This window comes from Pseudomonas sp. LBUM1648 (assembly GCF_059716145.1).
Genome location: NZ_CP166808.1, coordinates 5,485,140 through 5,503,382 on the forward strand (window position 1 = coordinate 5,485,140; position 18,243 = coordinate 5,503,382).

The window sequence follows — 18,243 nt, forward strand, 5'->3', positions numbered from 1 at the left end:
CTTGCATCAGTCCCATAGCGGGACTAGGATCGCGTCATGAGAATTATCGCTGTCAGTCAGCTCAAAAATTTTTGGGAACGGTATCCGGACTCAGAGCAACCACTGTTGGCGTGGATAGATGAAGCGAGAAAATCAAGCTGGTCAACGCCCTCGGACATCAAGGCACATTTTGCTTCTGCGAGCATTCTGAAAAGCCGCAGAGTGGTGTTCAACATCAAGGGCAATGACTTTCGCCTGATCGTAGCCGTGGCCTACCGCTTCGGCGCCATATACATAAAATTCGTCGGCACCCACAAGCAGTACGATGCAATCGACGCTGATACCGTCGAAATGGAGTAACCCATGAACATACGTCCGATTCATAACGAAGAAGACTACCGTGCGGCGCTCAATAACGTGTCTGCACTCTTCGACAACGAGCCAGAACCGGGTACCCCTGAAGGTGATTACTTCGACATCATGATCACTCTCATTGAGGCCTACGAAGCCAAACAGTTTCCACTGGATTTGCCCAATCCAATCGATGCCATCAAATTCCGGATGGAACAGTCAGGCCTGTCAGCCGCGGATCTCGCTCCGGCTATCGGTCGAACAAACAGGGTCTATGAAGTGTTGAATGGCAAGCGGGCACTCACTTTGCCAATGATCTGGAAACTTCATGAGCTGTTTGGAATTCCTGCAGAAAGCCTGATCAAGCCAATGAAGCAAATCTGATACAGATTGCAGCAACCCAGACTGTGACCGCGGCTCAGCGATAAGCCAGCAGATGCGCACCAAACAGCAGATAACAACCACCGGCCAATCGATCCAGCCATTGACGTGACCGCTCGTAAACACCGGCAATCCGCCGGCTGGCGAAGAACAGCGCCACGCTGCAATACCAACTGAACGACAACGTGGCCATGGTCATCACCGCCAGCGCCAGCAGCAACGGCGGTATATGGGCAGGCATCGCGGTGGCGAAGATTGTTGCGACGAAAAGCGCCGATTTGGGGTTGGTCATGTTGCCCAGAAAACCGCGCCCGTAAGCACCGAGCAACGTTTGCTGCGCAGCATCTGAAGCGCCTGGGACGATGGGCGCCTTGCGCTTGAATTGCTTGAGTCCGAGATAGATCAGGTAGCAGCCGCCGGCAATCTTGAAGCTCAAGTACAAGGTCGGCGCTGCGCTGAACAATGACTGGATACCCAGGCCGCCCGCCAGTCCCCACAACACCGTTCCGCTGGCAACGCCGAGCGCCGCTACCACGCCATGACGGCGGGAGCGGCTGACTGCGAGTTGAGCGATGTTGAAGAAATTCGGGCCGGGTGTGACCACCGCAACTGTCCATAGCAACGCCAGCGACAGTAACGGAGCGAGATAACTCGAAAGGGAAAGGTCCATGGGGCACGTGTGATTGGTTCGACAATGCCCCTACCTTGCAACATTCAGCAATGTTTTGCCATCAGCCACCATTCAAATCGCTAGCGTCTTGCCATCCACCGCGTCACCAATCGTCAGGAAATGCCCACCCGCCACATGGTGCAGCGTACGCAAACCATCATGCCCTTCGAAATGCCAACGCCCTTCACTGAACACACGCTCATCGGCGTGAGCGGCGATGACTTCGGCGAGAAACAGATCGTACTGTTCGTGGTTACGCGGCTCGGGCAACAAGCGGCATTCGAGCCAGGCGACGCAACCGTCGAGCAATGGCGCCTCGACTTTCTCGCCAGCAAAGGTCTGCAAGCCATAGGCCTGAAACTTGTCCTGCCCTTGGTTTTGAGTGATTTCCAGACCCGACGTGTTGCCGACGGTTTGCACGATATCGGCCTGATTGACGCACGGCACGTTGAGGACGAAGGTGCCGGAGGCTTCGAGCAATTGCCGCGTCCAGGTGGATTTGTCGAGTACGACGGCGACTTTCGGCGGTTCGAAATCCAGCGGCATCGCCCACGCGGCGGCCATGATGTTGCGCTGGCCGTCATGGGCGGCGCTGACCAGAACGGTCGGGCCGTGGTTAAGCAAACGGTAGGCTTTGTTCAGGGGTACCGGGCGGCGGTGGGAATCGCTCATGGGGATCTGCTCCGGGAAAAAGGAACAGATTGTAGCGCTGCCACTGGAGAAACACAGATCCTGTGGGAGCGAGCCTGCTCGCGATAGCGGTGTATCAGTCAACATTAATGCTGAGTGTACTGACGCCTTCGCGAGCAGGTCGAATCGTCGCACCGTCGCACCGTCGCTCCCACAAGGGATCAGTGCAGGTCAGTGGGACAGTTGATTGGCGAACTGCCCGACCGCATCGACCACTTTCTGCGCGCCGTCCTGAATCTCGAGGATCACCGTGCCCGCCTCCGCCGCGAGCGCCAGCCCTTGTTCGGCCTGGAGCTTGCCGTCGGTCATCAGGGCGACGGCGTTGCGCGCCATTTCCTGGTTCTGCCGCACCACGCCGACGATTTCCTCGGTCGCCTGGCTGGTACGTGAAGCCAGTTGTCGCACTTCATCGGCCACCACAGCAAAGCCGCGACCCTGCTCGCCCGCGCGAGCCGCTTCGATCGCCGCGTTGAGCGCCAGCAAGTTAGTCTGCTCGGCAATGCCGCTGATGGTTTTGACGATGGTGCCAATCACCAGCGACTGCTCGTTCAGCGCTTCGATGCCTTCACCGGCGGTCTGCATGTGCCGCGACAGATCGCGCATCACGTTGACAGCCTCGGTCACAACGGTCGTACCGCGTTGCGCGGTGCTGTCGGTCTGCTGCGAGGTGCTGTAGGCAATGTTGGCCGCGTCGGCGACGGCTTGCTCGCGATTGACCTGATCGGTGATCACCGTGGCGAACTTCACCACTTTGTACAGTTTGTTGTTGGCATCGACCACCGGGTTGTAGGACGCCTCCAGCCAGACTGTACGACCATGGCTGTCGACCCGCTTGAAGCGTTCAGCCACGAATTCGCCATTGTTCAAACGGCGCCAGAAGTTCTGATACTCGGCGCTGTTGTATTCCTCGGGTGTGCAGAACATACGGTGATGTTTGCCTTTGATCTGCGCCAGGCTGTAACCCATGCCGTTGAGGAACCGCTCGTTGGCATTCAGCACGTTGCCGTTGAGGTCAAACTCGATCACTGCAGTGGAACGCACCAACGCGCCGATCAGGTTTTCGTGTTCGCGGGAGGCTTCGATGGTGCGGGTCAAGTCGCTGGAGAAGATCGAAATATGTTTGATCCGCCCATCCGAAGAACGTACAGGCTGGGCAATCGAGCGCAACCAGGCCTCTTCACCATTGCCACGCAACAGGCGCACGGCTCCGGCGAAGTGCTCGCCTCGGGTCAAGGCATTCCTGAAGCGGTGGTGAAATTCGTCGGATTTGACGTGAGCCGGCACGATATCCTCAAGCGCCCGACCCATCAGGTCCTGGCTCTTGTAGAGCATCTCGTTGAGGAAGTTCTGGTTGACCGATTGAATCCGTCCGTCCGGTTCAAGGGTCAGCACCAGCATCTCGCTCTCCAGGCTTTCCTTTACCTGTACAAGACTGGAGAGTTCTTCACGAAGAGCGGCCAGCTCTTGCTTCAGGCGTTTGTTGAACATGGGAAAGCACCGATGGGCAGGGTAGTAAGCGGGATACAGCCTAACCATCGGCCTTGGAAGTCTTTTCTGAAGAGCGTTTGAGACCGGTCAGTCAAAAATAGTTTGGACGGTCGGCGTCAAGCAGCCCCGGCCACCTGACACGGGCCCGTGCGCGGCATCCGCGAGCCGAAATACGCAGCACTGAGAATCCCCACTACGCCCATCACCGCGCAGAAGATCACGCAGATCCAAGGGCTCCACGGCATCAGACCGATCAACAACAGCGGTGTGATACTCGCCCAGGCGGCGTAGGCAATGTTGTAGGTGAAGGAGATCCCCGACACTCGGATACGCGCCGGGAACAAACCGACCATCACCGACGGTACCGCGCCGACGACACCACACGCCAGTCCGGCCACGGCGTAGGCCAGACCAACCCAATCGCCGCCCATGATCAGACAGCCATAAAGCACGGCGATGCCTAGCGGCAGCAGCAGGCTGTAAAGCATGACCGTGCGCCAGGCGCCGATGCGATCGACCAGCAGACCGGCGATCACGCAACCGATGTTGAGGAAGACAATGCCCAATGCGCTCAGGGCAAAGGTGTGGCTAGCGGTCATGCCGAAGGTTTTCTGCATCATGGTCGGGGTGATGACCACGAACACCACCACTGCCGAGGTCAGTACGCAAGTCAGTAGCATGGCCGGCAGCATCGCCAACCGGTGTTCACGCAGCACGGTACGCAGCGGCAGTTCGACCCGCGCTTCGCGTTGCGCTTCCATCGCCATGAATACCGGAGTTTCGCTTAACCAGCGACGCAGATAGACACCGATCACGCCGAATACGCCGCCGAGCAGGAACGGATAGCGCCAGGCGTAATCGAGGATTTCCGCCGGGGTAAAGGCTTGCGCCAGAAAGGTCGCGGTCAGTGCGCCGATCAGATAGCCGAACGTCAGCCCGGCCTGCAAAACGCCCAGCGCATAACCGCGATGGCCGGTCGGTGCGTGTTCGGCGACGAACACCCAGGCGCTCGGTACTTCACCGCCGACGGCCGCGCCTTGGAGGATGCGCAGCGCCAGCAATAGCAGCGGCGCGAAATAACCGATCTGCGCATACGTCGGCATGATCCCGATCAGCAGGCACGGCAACGCCATCATCAGGATGCTCAGACTGAAGACTTTCTTGCGCCCCAATCGGTCGGCGAAATGCGCCATCAGGATCCCGCCCAGCGGCCGCGCCAGATAACCGGTGACGAAGATGCCGAAGCTCTGCAACAGGCGCAGCCACTCGGGCATTTCCGGCGGGAAGAACAACTGGCTGAGGGTCAGGGCGAAGAACACGAAAATGATGAAATCGTAGATCTCCAGCGCCCCGCCAAGGGCCGCAAGGCCGAGGGTCTTGTAGTCGGAGCGGCTGAACGGCGCAGGTTTGGCCGTGGTTTGGGCAGTCATGGCAAAGAACTCTGGCAGGCAAAAAACCAAGGCGCCCATGGTCTACGCAAATGGGCGGATGGACAACCCGTTAGACCATAGTCCCGGTTTTGCAAAACCTGCTCACAAAACGGCGGCGGTTGATTTACTGTTTATGCCTGTCCGAACTGGCGAGTTTCACAGTCGAATACCTGTAGGAGCGAGCCTGCTCGCGATGGCGTCGATTCAGTCAATACATGTGTTGAATGTAATGACGCTATCGCGAACAGGCTCACTCCTACAGGGGATGTGCAATTCATCCTCAGGACCAAAAACAACCATAAAAAATCCGAGGTACTCCCGTGGCCGTTGATATCGAAGATAGCCGCTCCGCACGCTTTGCCCTGCGCTGTTCAAGTTTTGCCGAACGCTGGTTTCCCGACTCCTGGGTATTCGCCGCGCTGGCCGTGATCATCGTGGCAGTGGCCACGCTGGCCATGGGCGCCAAGCCCACCGCTGCCGCGATGGCGTTCGGTGACGGCTTCTGGAGCCTGATTCCGTTCACCATGCAGATGGCTTTCGTGGTGATAGGCGGCTACGTTGTCGCCAGCTCGCCCCCCGCCGTGAAACTGATTGATCGCCTGGCACGCACCCCGAAAAACGGTCGCTCCGCCGTGGCCTGGGTTGCCTTGATCTCGATGGTCGCGTCGCTGCTCAACTGGGGTCTGTCGCTGGTGTTCGGCGGTTTGCTGGTGCGCGCCCTCGCCCGCCGCACCGATCTGAAAATGGACTACCGTGCCGCCGGGGCCGCTGCTTATCTGGGTCTTGGCGCGGTGTGGGCGCTGGGCTTGTCGTCGTCGGCTGCGCAATTGCAGGCCAACCCCGCCAGCCTGCCGCCATCGATCCTGTCGATCACTGGCGTTATTCCGTTCACCGAAACGATTTTCCTCTGGCAGTCCGGCGTGATGCTGCTGGCGCTGATCGTGATTTCGATCATCATCGCCTACGCCACCGCCCCCGGGCCGAACTCCGCGCGCGACGCCGAGGCCTGCGGCATCGACCCGGCCTTTAACCTGCCTCCGCTGCAACCACGCACCCGGCCGGGTGAATGGCTGGAACACAGTCCGCTGCTGATCATCGTGCTGGTGCTGCTGGCGGCGGGATGGCTGTTCCACGAGTTCTCGACTAAACCGGCGATCACCGCGATCTCCGGGCTGAACACCTACAACTTCCTGTTCATCATGCTCGGCGCATTGCTGCACTGGCGTCCGCGCAGCTTCCTGGACGCGGTTGCGCGAGCGGTGCCGACCACTACGGGCGTGCTGATTCAGTTCCCGCTGTACGGCTCGATTGCCGCGCTGATGACCACGGTCAAAGGCGCCGATGCGCAAACCCTGGCGCATCACATCTCGACGTTTTTCGTGAGCATCGCCTCTCACGATACCTATGCGTTGTTGATGGGCGTGTACTCGGCGATTCTCGGCTTCTTCATCCCGTCCGGCGGCGGCAAGTGGATCATCGAAGCGCCGTACGTGATGCAAGTGGCCAACGATCTGCAGTATCACCTCGGCTGGGCGGTGCAGATCTACAACGCCGCCGAAGCGCTGCCGAACCTGATCAACCCGTTCTACATGCTGCCGCTGCTGGGCGTGCTCGGTCTGAAGGCGCGGGATCTGATCGGCTTCTCGTTCGTGCAATTGCTGGTGCACACGCCGCTGGTGCTGCTGTTGCTGTGGGCGCTGGGGACGACATTGGCGTATACGCCGCCGGTGATGCCGTAAACGGATCGGCCAGGCGACATAGAACCCTCGTGGGAGCCAGCCCGCTGGCGATTGCAGTTTGTCAGGCAACTTCAATGTTGACTGATACACCGCTATCGCCAGCAAGCTGGCTCCCACACTCATTCTCGGCGCATTCAAAGCTGTAACCCCGCCGTCACATTCCCTTGCTAGCGTCCGCCCGAAACATACTGAAACATTTAAGCAAAAACGGGCGCGACATGAACGACGATACAGACGCTAAAGACCCCTCCTCGCCAGAATCTGATAAACCCACCGACACCAGTCGCCGCCGCTTTCTCGGCGGCGTCGCGGTACTCGGTGTCGGCGCAACACTGGCGGGTTGCAGCAACGCGGGCGATCAATCCGGCAAACCGACCGAGCGGCCACTGTCCCATGCCGAATTGGACAAGGCCCTGCGCGATCAGGTGAAAACCGTGGTGGTGATCTACGCCGAGAACCGCAGCTTCAACAACCTGTTCGGTGATTTCCCCGGTGTCGAGAAACCGCTGTCAGCGCTAAAACCTGCCGACTATCAACAACGCGACCGCGACGGCAGCCTGCTACAAACCCTGCCGCCCGCCTGGGGCGGTGTCTTGCAGATCGGTCCGCAAACCCTCGATGGCGTAACCTATCCCGGCGCCACGCAGTTTCAGGAAAACCTGCCGAACGCCCCATTCGCCCTCAAAGGTCCGAACGGCGAAGACTTGCCGTTTGGTCTGGTTACCCGCGATTTATGGCACGTGTTCTATCAGAACCAGATGCAGATCAATGGCGGCAAGAACGATGGTTTTGTCGCGTGGGCCGATTCCGGCGGCTTGACCATGGGCCACTACGCACAGAGTCGCTATTCCCTGCGTTTGTGGGACGTCGCGCAGGAATTCGTGCTGTGCGACAACTTCTTCCAGGGCGCCTTCGGTGGCTCGTTCCTCAACCATCAATACCTGATCAGCGCCACCGCGCCGTTTTACCCGGACGCTGCCAATTCGGTAGCCAAAAGCCAAATCGCTGCGCTGCAAAGCGATGACCCGGCCGATCCAAGGCTCAAACCGCTGGCGCAATCACCGGCCAGCGCCATGACAGGCCCGCCACAGTTTGGCCCGAGTGCGCTGACGCCGGACGGTTTCGCGGTCAACACTCTCGCCCCTCCCTACTGGCCAACGTGGATTCGCGACCCGGAGCGTCCGGCGTACTCGAAACCCGATCTGCCCAACGTGTTGGTGCCGCAGACCCACGAGCACATCGGCGACAAGCTGTCGAAGAAGAACGTCGACTGGGCGTGGTACGCCGGGGCGTGGCAGGCGACGCTGGAGCAGTACAAGGATTCCGGCGGCATTCCGAAGATCCCTAACTTTCAGTATCACCACCAGCCGTTCAACTACTTCAAGCAGCAAGGCCCGGAGAATCCAGCCGAGCGCAACAAACGCCTGCGCGATGCCGGGTTGGGTGACGAGTCGAGCACCAACAAGTTCTTCGCCGACGCCGAGGCCGGCAAGCTGCCCGCCGTGAGTTTCTACAAACCTCAGGGCAACCTGAACATGCACGCCGGTTATGCCGACGTGGCGTCAGGTGACCGGCACATCGTGCGTGCGCTGAAGGTGCTGCGCGAAAGTCCACAGTGGAAAAACATGGTGGTGATCGTCACGGTGGACGAAAACGGCGGCTGGTGGGATCACGTTGCACCGCCCAAGGGCGACCGCTGGGGGCCGGGCTCACGCGTACCGGCCTTGGTGGTGTCGCCATTCGCACGCAAGGGCACGGTGGATCACACGATTTACGACACGGCATCGATCCTGCGCCTGATCACCCGAGTGTTCCAACTGGAGACCCTCGACGGCCTCAAGCAGCGCGATGATGCAATGACCGCAAGAGGCCAGAAACCCATGGGGGATTTGACCAACGCCCTGCATTTTCAGGTCTGAGAGCGAGTCCTGCGGCGCGGCGTAAAAATCTGCGAATGATGGCTTCTCTGTGTCACAGCGCTGATCCAATATGAAGCGCCCCAACAATCGGGGGAAACCACGCTGAAAAGGATCTGAGCATGTTCAAATTCGCAGGACTTACCCTCGCCGCGCTCACACTGAGCGCGGCCGCCCACGCCGATGTCGACCTGAAACTGGGCAGCACCGAGCGCGTCACCCGCCTCTTCGCCTATCCCAACAATTGCAGCGTGATCTGCTTTCGCAATTGGTCGCTGGAGCAGACCGTCGCCCATTATCTGAGCCAGAGCGTGCAGCGCGATGGTTACACCGATGCCAAGGTGCTGGTGAAGAACGATAACGGCCAGATTTACGCCGAAATCAGCGGCGTGCCTGAGGGGTACGACAAACCGCTGTCCGCCCTGCTCGATGCCGGTGATCTGGCTTACACCGGCGCGAGCAAACTCAATGCCGACGGCAAATGGGCCTATAGCTGGTACCTGTTCCTGCCACTGGGCATGGCCCTGGAAAATCGCAAAAGCGTCGAGCTGTTGCACTTCCCGCCGGATTACTCACTGACTCAGGCTCAGGATTATCTGCGTTCGAACACCACCGACCGCTGGGCAACGCTGTTGACGGTCAATGGCATCCCTGCCGATCAGACACCTGCTTACCAGACCATCATCGACATCGCCCCGATTGCCGCGCCGTCCAACGCCGGCAGCGATCTGGAAGGCGTCTATGACTACTTCAAGGACTACCAGACCACACTGGTCAAACAGTTCAGCCAGACCGCCAAGGGCACGACGCTGCCGATGGTGGCTTTCGGCGCCCCCGTGCGGAACTGGATCAAGCAGCAATACGGGCCGACCGTGAATGTTCTGGGCCTGGCGACCATCAGCCCGAGCACAGGCGTGAACGTGCCGGTGCTCGGTTCGAACCACCCGAGTTACATCTGGTACGCCGCCGACCCCAAGAGCTACACCGGCGACGATGCGCAGGCCAAAGCCGATGCTGCTGGTTTGAAAGTGATGGGGCAGGATTTGAGCGCCGCCTGCTGGCAGGCCGGGATGGGCAGCAAACCGGGAAGTGATCCGCAAGCCACGCTCAACAGCTGCACCCAGACCTGGCAGGTGACGCAAAAGGTCAAAACCTGCGAGCTGTTCTACACCTCGATCCGCAACCTGAAGCCGGAAGAGGCCGCTGCCAAGTGCACGACCACGCCGATCAAGGCGCAACTGCAACAGCTCAAAGCCCCGCTGCCAGCCGCTGCGGTTCCCGCTCCACATCTGTAATCGAGCAGACGTGATTCCTGTGTCAGTCATGACTGACGCGGGAAAGCGTCTATCTCGACTGTCAGATCTGACAGTAGACCGGCTATACCTATACGAATAGATTGGATCCAAAGAAACGTGTCACCGTGTTGACAGGACGTCAACCAAGGAAGTCGCAGCCCCTTGCGACAAGGATTGTTATGAATACCCATGCCGTTGCTGGATCCGCTCCACGCGATACCGAAGGCATCTACCCCTTCGCCGGACTGCCGGTGCGCCTCGGGTTTCCATCCAGCGCTGACTTCGAAGTCATCCACGATCAACACGGCAACCCTGTGGCGGTTGCCGCGCGCCGTGAGTTTCTGCATACCAGCCGCATGTGCCGGGTCTCGGGGCAATTGCTGCCCTATCGCTGTCGACAGACCCGCCAATTGCTGACCGGCATTCATATCTACGATCCGCGCTTTTGCGGATTGCTCGAACACGCCTGCGACCCAAATGTGTTTCTCGACATGAGCGAACTATGGCTGTGGGCGTTGAAAGATATCCACAGGGGCGAGCGCCTGACCATGGATTACGCCGCCACCGAAGACAAACTGCTGCGCCAGTTTGCCTGCGGTTGCGGGTCTTCGCGTTGCCGAGGGTGGATCACCGGTTACAACGAACCACCGAGCATTGAGGGCCAGTACTTTCTGCAGCGCTGGCACCGGCAATGCTCACGTTGAACAGCCCCTGAAAAATCCGGGTTACAACTCACCGACCGGACGCAAACGGTATTGCGGCGGCAACTGTTCGAAACCGCTGATGGTCGTGTTCAGGCTTTTCCAGCGACCGTCCTTGATGCCATAGATGCAACCGTGAATCGACAGGCTCTGCCCGCGATGCCAGGCGTTCTGGATGATGCTGGTGTGGGCGACGTTGGCCACTTGCTGGACGACGTTGAGCTCGCACAGTCGGTCGACCTGTTCTTCTTCGGTTGGCAGCTTGGCCAGCTCTTCACGTTTTTCGTAGTACAGATCGCGGATCGAACGCAGCCAGCCGTCGATCAGGCCGAACTGACGATCCTGCATCGACGCCCGCACACCGCCACAGCCGTAGTGGCCGGTGACCAGGATGTGTTTGACCTTGAGCACATCGACGGCGTACTGGATCACCGACAGGCAGTTGAGGTCGGTGTGCAGGACCACGTTGGCGACGTTGCGGTGAACGAACAGATCACCCGGCAGCATGCCGACGATTTCGTTGGCCGGCACCCGCGCGTCGGAGCAGCCGATCCATAGATATTCGGGGGTTTGCTGGCGAGCGAGTTTGGCGAAGAAATCCGGGTCTTCCTTGGTGATCGCGTCAGCCCAACGCTCGTTGTTATCAATCAGGTCTTGTAAGTCATGCATGCTGTAAGGCCTCAAGAAAGATGCGCAGCTTTGACAGACAACCGTCCGTCGGGGTCACGAAAGGATCGCAAGTGTTTTGATTGGAATTCTCGCGTGCCGGGTGTGTCCACCCAAGTAAGGCCCACAGTATGAGGAATTGCCATGACTGATTCACGACGCCCTTACGATGCGGTGCAACCGGAGCCCATCGATGATAACGAAGACCGCATGGGTTCGATGCGCGAACTGGACTTCGACGAAGACGAACAGCCCAGCGCAAACATTGGCGATGAATTGCCCGAGCGTGAGCGCGAACAGCTGATGCCAGAGGAACGTGTGCATGAGGCGGGCATGACGGGAGCATCAGTCAGCGACCATGAGCCGACCGACGACGATATGAGCCCGGAAACGCTGATTCATGAAGATGGTGCCCGGGATGCCGCAGAAGCGGGTGAAAACCATCCGGCGGATTGGGATTTGAGCGTGGTCGATGAAGATGACATCGGCGGCGGTAACGGCCTGGATGAGGCGGAACTGGCGCGGCGCGATCCGATTGATGGCAACCGCTGATTTGTGTTGCCTGAAAGGACGCCTTCGCGGGCAAGCCCGCTCCCACAGGGATCTGAATCGTACTCAAATTATGAATACGACACTAAAACCTGTGGGAGCGGGCTTGCCCGCGATGCTTTTAAGGATTAATCAACCAGGGTGCAGGCCATGACCACCGCATCTTCACGCCCACCCACCGCCGGATAGTAATCCCGACGCCGGCCAATCTCGTTGAAGCCATAACGCTCATACAACTTGAACGCCGCGGTATTGCTGTCGCGCACTTCGAGAAAACACTCGCGAGCCTCGGCGGCATAGGCCCGCGACATCAAATGCTCCAGCAACGTCAGCCCCAGCCCACGCCCCTGATTCTCCGGTTTCACCGTGATATTGAGCAGATGCGCCTCATCAAGAATGATCTGCACCACGCCGTGGCCGACTTGCTGCTGACCTTCGAACATCAGCCAGATCTGGTACTTGCCCAAGCCGTCGAGAAAAATTCCGCGGGTCCATGGATGGCTGTACGCCGCGTATTCAATCTTCAGCACGGTGTCCAGATCCGCCTCGGTCATCGGGCGGAACGATACAGCTTCACTCATTCGATTCTTTCCAGCGCGCCATCAGCCGACGCATGGCTTGCCACACAGCGGCTTTGCGCTGCGGCTCTTCCATTAATAATTCCAGACCCGGGAGGGCCCAGGCCGAGCCCAGGCCTTCGATCTGCAATTCACGATTGAACGCTTCGGCGTCCGCCTCACCGGCAAAACGCACTGCCGGCAGGCCGATCAGCCACAGGCAGGCACAAGGCGCGGCTTCCATCTGCACAGAAAGGAAACCCTGCACAAAGTCGCGCGCCGCGTCCGGGCCTTGATCCATCGTGCCGCGATTGAGCCACGGCCAACGCACTGGTTCACCAACGATCTGCGGCGCATCCGGCAGACCGGCGGCGCGCAGCATGTCTTTGAGCAGCAGATAAGCGGGGTCGCGACTCTGGAAGGGTTCGCCTGTGGGTAACTCCACCAGCAGCAGACAACGCCCGGCACGCAGCAATTGCAGGGCGAAACGCGGTGGCGGCACAGGGGCTGGTTTGGCGACCACCGGTGTGTCGTCGACTTCTTCCACCGGTTTGGCGCCGGTGCGGGTGCTCGCCAGCGAGGGGCGCGGCACTTCGATCTTCGCCCGCTCGACCGGACGCGCTCCAGCCGCTTGCACCGGAGCTTCGGCCTGCGGAGCCAGCACCACCGGCACCTCAACCTCAGGCTCGGGCATGTCCAGCAGCTCGGGCCGCGACGGGGCGGCGAAGGGCAATTCGGTGCGCGGCAGCCAATTGACCACCTGCATGGCGTTCAAATAGGCGCGGCGGCGGGACTCGATAAGCAAGGGTCGGCCACTTGTGGATAACTGAAAGTGCGCTGATTCTACCGCCCTTCGCTAAAGATCGCCCGCTGTTGATCGATAGTCTTGACCTAAACAAAAGCGACAGCCCGTCCCGAGAGTGAATCGCATCCTTCGTGATGCAGTACAATCGCGGCTTTTAATCGCCAACCAGCCGGCCATTCCGATGATCGAACCCAAGCGCGTCTTGCGCGCCCTCGCTGAACACTGGGCACTTCTGGAGCCACTGTGCGAGCACTTCGACCAAGGCACCTTGAGCCTCAACGAACTGCGCACGCAACTGGCCGCCCAACAACTGGACAGCACGCCGCAGGACATCACCAGCCTGCTCGACGTGTGGATTCGCCTCGATATCCTGGTGCCCGTGGCGAAAAGCCCGAACCGTTTCGAGCTGAACGCGCAGATCCACGACTTCCTCGCCTACCTGCGCCGTGAGCACCGTCTGGGCCTGTGCCTGGAAATCGAAGCCTATCTGCGCCACCTCGAACGTCTGGCCGGTTACATCCAGGACGCGTTCGACATCCGCGACGGCAACGACCTCGCCCGTCAGTTGCGTCTTCTCGATATGCGCGTGCGCGACGTATTGAAGAAGCTCGACAACGACGAACAGGCGCTGGTGGCCGTGGCTGAACGCGCCAAGACCAGCGACCGGCAGATTCCGTTGCGTCAGCGTTACGCCGAAGTGTTGGCGACCTGGGACGAATACGTCGAGCCGATGATCGATCTGGTGAACGCCGACGGCGCCTTCGAACAAGGCGTGCGCAAGGTCGAAACCGTGCTGCTGAAGATGCTCAGCGAACAGCAGCGCCTCGGCCATCTGGTCGATGACGACATGCTGCTGCGCACCCACGCGCGCATCCTCGAAATGCAGACCAGCGCCCAACTGACCTTGCGTCACGCCCGCGAACTCCTGCTGCCGCTGCGTGAAGAAGCCCGTCGGCACAACGCCGTGACCCGTGGCGCCGCGCTGGCCCTGGCGGCGATCCGCCGCAAAGGCATCGACGCCGTGCCACAAGCCGCGATGCCACTGTTCACCCGGCCGCAAAGCACCTTCCTCGGCAGCGCCAGTCAAGTTGAAGCCTACGTTTACGCTTTGGCGCGATTCGAGCCGAAACCGGCGCGCTTCCCCAAGGCGCACAAGACTCACAAGGGCGAGGCCCCACGTGCGCCGCGCACCGTGCGCGAGATGGTCGATCGTTGCGAAGAATCCCTGCCGATGCCGGACTTGATGACCTGGCTGCTGGAGCAGGAACCGGACGGCGCCACCGACGAATTGCTCTACTGGTTCTCGCGCCTGTCGCGGGAAAAACGCTTCAAGCGCGAGCGTCTGGAACGCCGCGAATACCACACTCACGAGCACCAGGTCAGCCTGCGCTCCTTCGCCCTGCTCTCGGCCCGCGACACCGCCGCCGAGGATTCTGCGAGCATCCCCAATGCATCTTGATCTCTCCGAACTGTCCCAACTGGCGCCGATCTTCCGCGAACTGTTCAAGGGCTACCACGTCAGCCGCCGCGACCCGGAGCTGTACACACAACTTTCGAACTTCCAGGATCAGTACCGCACGCTGTTCAAGGCCTTGGGTTTTGAACTGGTCTGCGACACCCGTGGTTTCTACTACTTCGTGCCGGACATGGCCGCGGCGGCGGTGAACAAGACTGCCCAGCGTCTGGCGCTGTTCACCTTCATCCTCGTCGAGCATCTGGCCGACCAGGGCCGCGACCCGATCGCCGTGCTCGACGGCGGCAGCCTCGGCCGCGAAGAACTGCCGTCGTTGCTGGAGAAGTACCGCGACCTGTTTATTCAGGCCGAAGTGCAGACGGTTGAAGAGCTGGAAGAAAAAATCATGCGCCGCATGACTCAACTGGGTTTCGCTGGCGAAGAAAACGGCGTCTACCGGTTCCTGCCACCGATGCACCGTTTCCTCGACGTGTGCCTGTCGGTGCAGCAAGACCGCGATCTGGCCGCCAGCGTCCACAGCGTTCTGCCGCTGCCGGCGCCAGTGCTGATCGACGAAGCCGCCGAGGCGAAATTCCTCGAAACCGACGATCCGCTCGATCTTTCCGAATTTGATGAAGAAAGCGAAGAAGACGCACTGGCCCGCGCCATTGCCGAAGAACAGGAGTCCGACGCATGAGCCAGGAACGCTACGGCATCCGCCGCTTTGCCCTTTTGAACACCGCCGGTTACAGCCTCGGCCTGTTTCCGCTCGAAGAACCACTGTCGGTTTACGGCGCGAACAACCTCGGTAAATCGGCGTCGATCAACGCCTTGCAGTTCCCGATTCTGGCGCGCATGTCGGACATGAGTTTCGGCAAGTACAGCCTGGAACAATCGCGGCGTTTCTACTTCGCTTCCGACACCAGCTACATCCTGGTTGAAGTGAACCTGCCCCACGGCCCGCACGTGATCGGCGTGGTCGGTCGCGGCCCGGGCGGCGGTTTCGGTCACCAGTTCTTCGCCTACGCGGGCAAACTCGATCTGGCTCATTACCAGAAAAACGACACCTGCCTGCGTCAGAAAGAGCTGTTCAGCAACCTTGAGCGCGAAGGCCTGAAAGCCTACGAGCTCAAACCTGACGAACTGCGTCGTTTGCTGGTCGGCGGTCACACATCGATCCCGCTGGATCTGACCCTGATCCCGCTGCGTTCCACCAGCGAGCAGAGCCTGAAGACCTTCCGCGCGCTGTTCATCAACCTGCTGCACATGCGCGAAATCACTGCGGCCAAACTCAAGCAGCTGTTCCTCGATGCCTTCGAACACAGCCTGCGTTCCGGAAGCGTCGACTACATCGCCGCGTGCGAAGAAGCGTTCCGCGACGTACGTCGTATGGAACAGGACTACAACTCGCTGGTTGCCGCTGGCCCATTGGTTGAAGCCTTGGCCAACGGCGTGAAACAACGCGACGTGCTGCGCGGCAAATTGCATCGCCTGTCGCCGTTGCTCGACTCGTTGCTTGGCACCTGGTCGGACTACGCCAGTGCGCGCAAAGAAGAGCTGACCATTCAGGCCGACCACTACCGTGGCGAGCAGGACGCTCTGCAAAACAATCAGCGTGGCGGCACTCAGGAACTGATGCGTCTGGAGCGGGAAATCTCCGGTATCCAGCGCTGGCTCGGCGAGCTGTCGGTACTGAAAAACCGTTTCGCGCTGGTCGACGACGTCAAAGTGCTGGAGCAGCAACTGCTGGCGGCCAAAGACGCCCACGACGAACTGGCCGGCGCCCTGGCGCAATCCCGTCAGTTCAGCGCCGAAGATCTGGAAGAGCGTCTGCGCGATCTGGAAAAACGCCTGAAGTCGGTGAAGCAGCAACTCGATCACGCCGACAACAACAGCTATGCGCGACTGCGTGAAGAGTTCTCGCAACAGGACGTCGAGCGTTTGATGCGTCTGTTCAACAGCGCACTGTTCAGTCTGCCGCTGGGCGAACACGGCATCACCCTCGACGAGGATGGCGAGTGGGTCAAATCGGTTGAATTGATCCTTGATGGCTTCAAGGGCGAACGCTTCGAAGTGCCGGGGCTGTCGATCGACATCTCGCACATCGAGCCGCCGGCCCTGCAAGCGCTGGCCGACCGCGCCGCGCTGCGTGATCAGAAAGAGCGTCTGGAAAAAGAGCTCAAGCAACTGAAAACCCAGCAAGCCGTGGCCGCCGACCGCGCCGCGAGCAAGACCCAGACCGAAGCGCTGTACCAGCAAGTGCTGGATGCGCAGAAAGCCCTGGAAGACTTCCGTCGCACCCAGACCTTGAGCGCCGAAGAAGGCGACAAGCTCGAACAACTGGCACAAATGGAAGGCGCGCAGGATGAACTGAAGCGCTCCAGTGATGCCTTCACCGAGCGCGTCCAGCAACTGTCGGCCAAGCTGCAACTGGTCGGCCGGCAGATCGCGGACATGGAAGCCAAGCAACGCACCCTCGACGACGCTCTGCGCCGCCGTCAACTGCTGCCGGCGGATCTGCCGTTCGGTACGCCGTTCATGGACCCTGTCGACGATTCGATGGACAACTTGCTGCCGCTGCTCAACGACTACCAGGACAGTTGGCAGGGCCTGCTGCGCGCCGATGGCCAGATCGAAGCGCTGTATGCGCAAGTGCGCCTCAAAGGCGTGGCCAAGTTCGACAGCGAAGACGACATGGAGCGCCGTCTGTCACTGCTGATCAACGCCTATGCACACCGTACCGACGAAGCCCTGACCTTGGGCAAGGCCCGTCGTGCAGCGGTCACCGACATCGCCCGGACCTTGCGTAACATCCGCAGCGACTACGACAGCCTCGAGCATCAACTGGCGCTGTTCAACCGCGAGATCAACAAGCGTCAGGTCTCCAACCTGCAGAGCTTCCGCATTGTGCTGGCGCCGAACAAGGAAGCGCTCAAGCACATCGACCAGATCATCCACAGCGCCGGTCAGTACGAAGAAGGCGAAACACTGTCAGTGTTCGATCTGAGCCAAAGCGCCGAGCAGGACAACAAGAACGAAGTAGCCAAGGAATACCTGGCACGGCTGGTGGCGGCAAACCACAACCAGCTCGGCCTCAAGGACTTGTTCGAACTGGCGTTCGAGATCACCAAGGTTAACGGTCAACCGGTGATTCACACCGACATCGACGGCGCGGCGTCCAACGGCACCACCATGACCATCAAGGCGCTGACCAACATGTACTTGTTGCTGCACTTGATGGATCGCGATCTGGCCGGTCGCGTACGCCTGCCGTACTACCTCGACGAGGCGGCGGACATCGACGAGAAGAACCAGGCCGCATTGCTGGAAACCAGCCTGCAACTAGGCTTTGTGCCGATTCTGGCGAGCGTGAAGCCGCAGGTCTGCGCCAGTGTCGCCATCGACCTGGAAGGTGGCAGCGGCCCGGCGGGGATCTACATTGACGAGGCGGACTGGAAGTACATCCGTCGCCATGATGTGGTGAAGGCGACGCTGAATGTTGAAGCGGATGAACCGCAGATGGATGCGGTTTGATCGGCATTAACTGAAGGCAATAAAAAGGGCCGCGATCTG

The 18,243-nt window shown here is 60.0% G+C and carries 17 protein-coding genes and 1 pseudogene; 10 read left to right on the forward strand and 8 right to left on the reverse strand.

The window, feature by feature from the left end:
- Positions 1-36: 36 nt before the first annotated feature.
- Both ACA043_RS24820 and ACA043_RS24825 read left to right on the forward strand, forming a co-directional pair.
- Positions 37-339, forward strand: coding sequence for a type II toxin-antitoxin system HigB family toxin (locus ACA043_RS24820; protein ID WP_401271437.1), 303 nt, complete (start codon positions 37-39; stop codon positions 337-339).
- Positions 340-342: 3 nt separating this feature from the next.
- A complete protein-coding gene (locus tag ACA043_RS24825) occupies positions 343-714 on the forward strand; it encodes a helix-turn-helix domain-containing protein (RefSeq protein WP_401271435.1) in 372 nt (123 codons plus the stop codon).
- 34 nt (positions 715-748) lie between these two features.
- Here ACA043_RS24825 and ACA043_RS24830 read toward each other — a convergent pair whose 3' ends face one another.
- From ACA043_RS24830 to ACA043_RS24850, 5 genes and pseudogenes are all read right to left on the reverse strand, one after another.
- The gene (locus tag ACA043_RS24830; RefSeq protein ID WP_497658100.1) at positions 749-1,381 is read right to left on the reverse strand and encodes a LysE family translocator; all 633 of its coding nucleotides are present in this window, start codon (positions 1,379-1,381) and stop codon (positions 749-751) included.
- Between the two features lie 72 nt (positions 1,382-1,453).
- Positions 1,454-2,053: a flavin reductase family protein gene (locus tag ACA043_RS24835; RefSeq protein WP_187678066.1), complete on the reverse strand. Its 600-nt coding sequence runs from the start codon at positions 2,051-2,053 to the stop codon at positions 1,454-1,456.
- 189 nt (positions 2,054-2,242) lie between these two features.
- Complete coding sequence (locus ACA043_RS24840; protein ID WP_410457997.1) at positions 2,243-2,803, reverse strand: methyl-accepting chemotaxis protein; 561 nt, start codon at positions 2,801-2,803, stop codon at positions 2,243-2,245.
- Positions 2,783-3,607, reverse strand: a pseudogene (locus ACA043_RS24845) (PAS domain-containing protein); the annotation flags it as partial. The gene ACA043_RS24840 and the pseudogene ACA043_RS24845, both read right to left, overlap by 21 nt.
- Before the next feature lie 68 nt (positions 3,608-3,675).
- Positions 3,676-4,989, reverse strand: a complete 1,314-nt coding sequence (locus tag ACA043_RS24850; protein ID WP_187678068.1) for an MFS transporter — start codon at positions 4,987-4,989, stop codon at positions 3,676-3,678.
- Between the two features lie 320 nt (positions 4,990-5,309).
- Here ACA043_RS24850 and ACA043_RS24855 point away from each other — a divergent pair, with 320 nt between their 5' ends.
- The 4 genes from ACA043_RS24855 to ACA043_RS24870 all read left to right on the forward strand — a co-directional run bounded on the left by ACA043_RS24855 (position 5,310) and on the right by ACA043_RS24870 (position 10,643).
- Positions 5,310-6,728 carry a short-chain fatty acid transporter gene (locus tag ACA043_RS24855; RefSeq protein ID WP_497658101.1) on the forward strand — a complete coding sequence of 473 codons (1,419 nt, stop codon included), beginning with the start codon at positions 5,310-5,312 and terminating at the stop codon, positions 6,726-6,728.
- A gap of 218 nt (positions 6,729-6,946) precedes the next feature.
- Entirely contained in the window at positions 6,947-8,647 is a 1,701-nt protein-coding gene (locus tag ACA043_RS24860; RefSeq protein WP_497658102.1) for an acid phosphatase, read from the forward strand.
- A 119-nt stretch (positions 8,648-8,766) separates the two neighbouring features.
- Entirely contained in the window at positions 8,767-9,939 is a 1,173-nt protein-coding gene (locus ACA043_RS24865; protein WP_497658103.1) for a hypothetical protein, read from the forward strand.
- Positions 9,940-10,118: 179 nt separating this feature from the next.
- Positions 10,119-10,643: an SET domain-containing protein-lysine N-methyltransferase gene (locus ACA043_RS24870; protein ID WP_489881022.1), complete on the forward strand. Its 525-nt coding sequence runs from the start codon at positions 10,119-10,121 to the stop codon at positions 10,641-10,643.
- 21 nt (positions 10,644-10,664) lie between these two features.
- On the opposite strand, the gene can is transcribed toward ACA043_RS24870, so the two are convergent.
- The gene (gene can / locus ACA043_RS24875; protein ID WP_401271417.1) at positions 10,665-11,309 is read right to left on the reverse strand and encodes a carbonate dehydratase; all 645 of its coding nucleotides are present in this window, start codon (positions 11,307-11,309) and stop codon (positions 10,665-10,667) included.
- Between the two features lie 141 nt (positions 11,310-11,450).
- On the opposite strand from can, the gene ACA043_RS24880 reads away from it, so the two are divergent.
- A complete protein-coding gene (locus ACA043_RS24880) occupies positions 11,451-11,858 on the forward strand; it encodes a serine kinase/phosphatase (protein ID WP_497658104.1) in 408 nt (135 codons plus the stop codon).
- A 125-nt stretch (positions 11,859-11,983) separates the two neighbouring features.
- Here the strand turns inward: ACA043_RS24880 and rimI are convergent, their stop codons facing one another.
- On the reverse strand, positions 11,984-12,436 hold the full coding sequence (gene rimI, locus ACA043_RS24885) for a ribosomal protein S18-alanine N-acetyltransferase (protein WP_187681331.1): 453 nt from the start codon (positions 12,434-12,436) through the stop codon (positions 11,984-11,986).
- Positions 12,429-13,178, reverse strand: a complete 750-nt coding sequence (locus tag ACA043_RS24890) for an energy transducer TonB (protein WP_497659678.1) — start codon at positions 13,176-13,178, stop codon at positions 12,429-12,431. The genes rimI and ACA043_RS24890 overlap by 8 nt, the downstream gene beginning before the upstream one ends.
- Before the next feature lie 220 nt (positions 13,179-13,398).
- Between ACA043_RS24890 and mksB the strand changes: the two genes are divergently transcribed.
- The 3 genes from mksB to mksF are packed head-to-tail and all read left to right on the forward strand — an operon-like array spanning position 13,399 to position 18,204.
- Positions 13,399-14,676: an Mks condensin complex protein MksB gene (gene mksB, locus ACA043_RS24895; protein ID WP_187681332.1), complete on the forward strand. Its 1,278-nt coding sequence runs from the start codon at positions 13,399-13,401 to the stop codon at positions 14,674-14,676.
- The gene (mksE, locus tag ACA043_RS24900; RefSeq protein WP_187681333.1) at positions 14,666-15,367 is read left to right on the forward strand and encodes an Mks condensin complex protein MksE; all 702 of its coding nucleotides are present in this window, start codon (positions 14,666-14,668) and stop codon (positions 15,365-15,367) included. Before mksB ends, mksE begins: the two co-directional genes overlap by 11 nt.
- Positions 15,364-18,204: an Mks condensin complex protein MksF gene (gene mksF, locus ACA043_RS24905; protein ID WP_497658105.1), complete on the forward strand. Its 2,841-nt coding sequence runs from the start codon at positions 15,364-15,366 to the stop codon at positions 18,202-18,204. The genes mksE and mksF overlap by 4 nt, the downstream gene beginning before the upstream one ends.
- Positions 18,205-18,243: the final 39 nt, after the last annotated feature.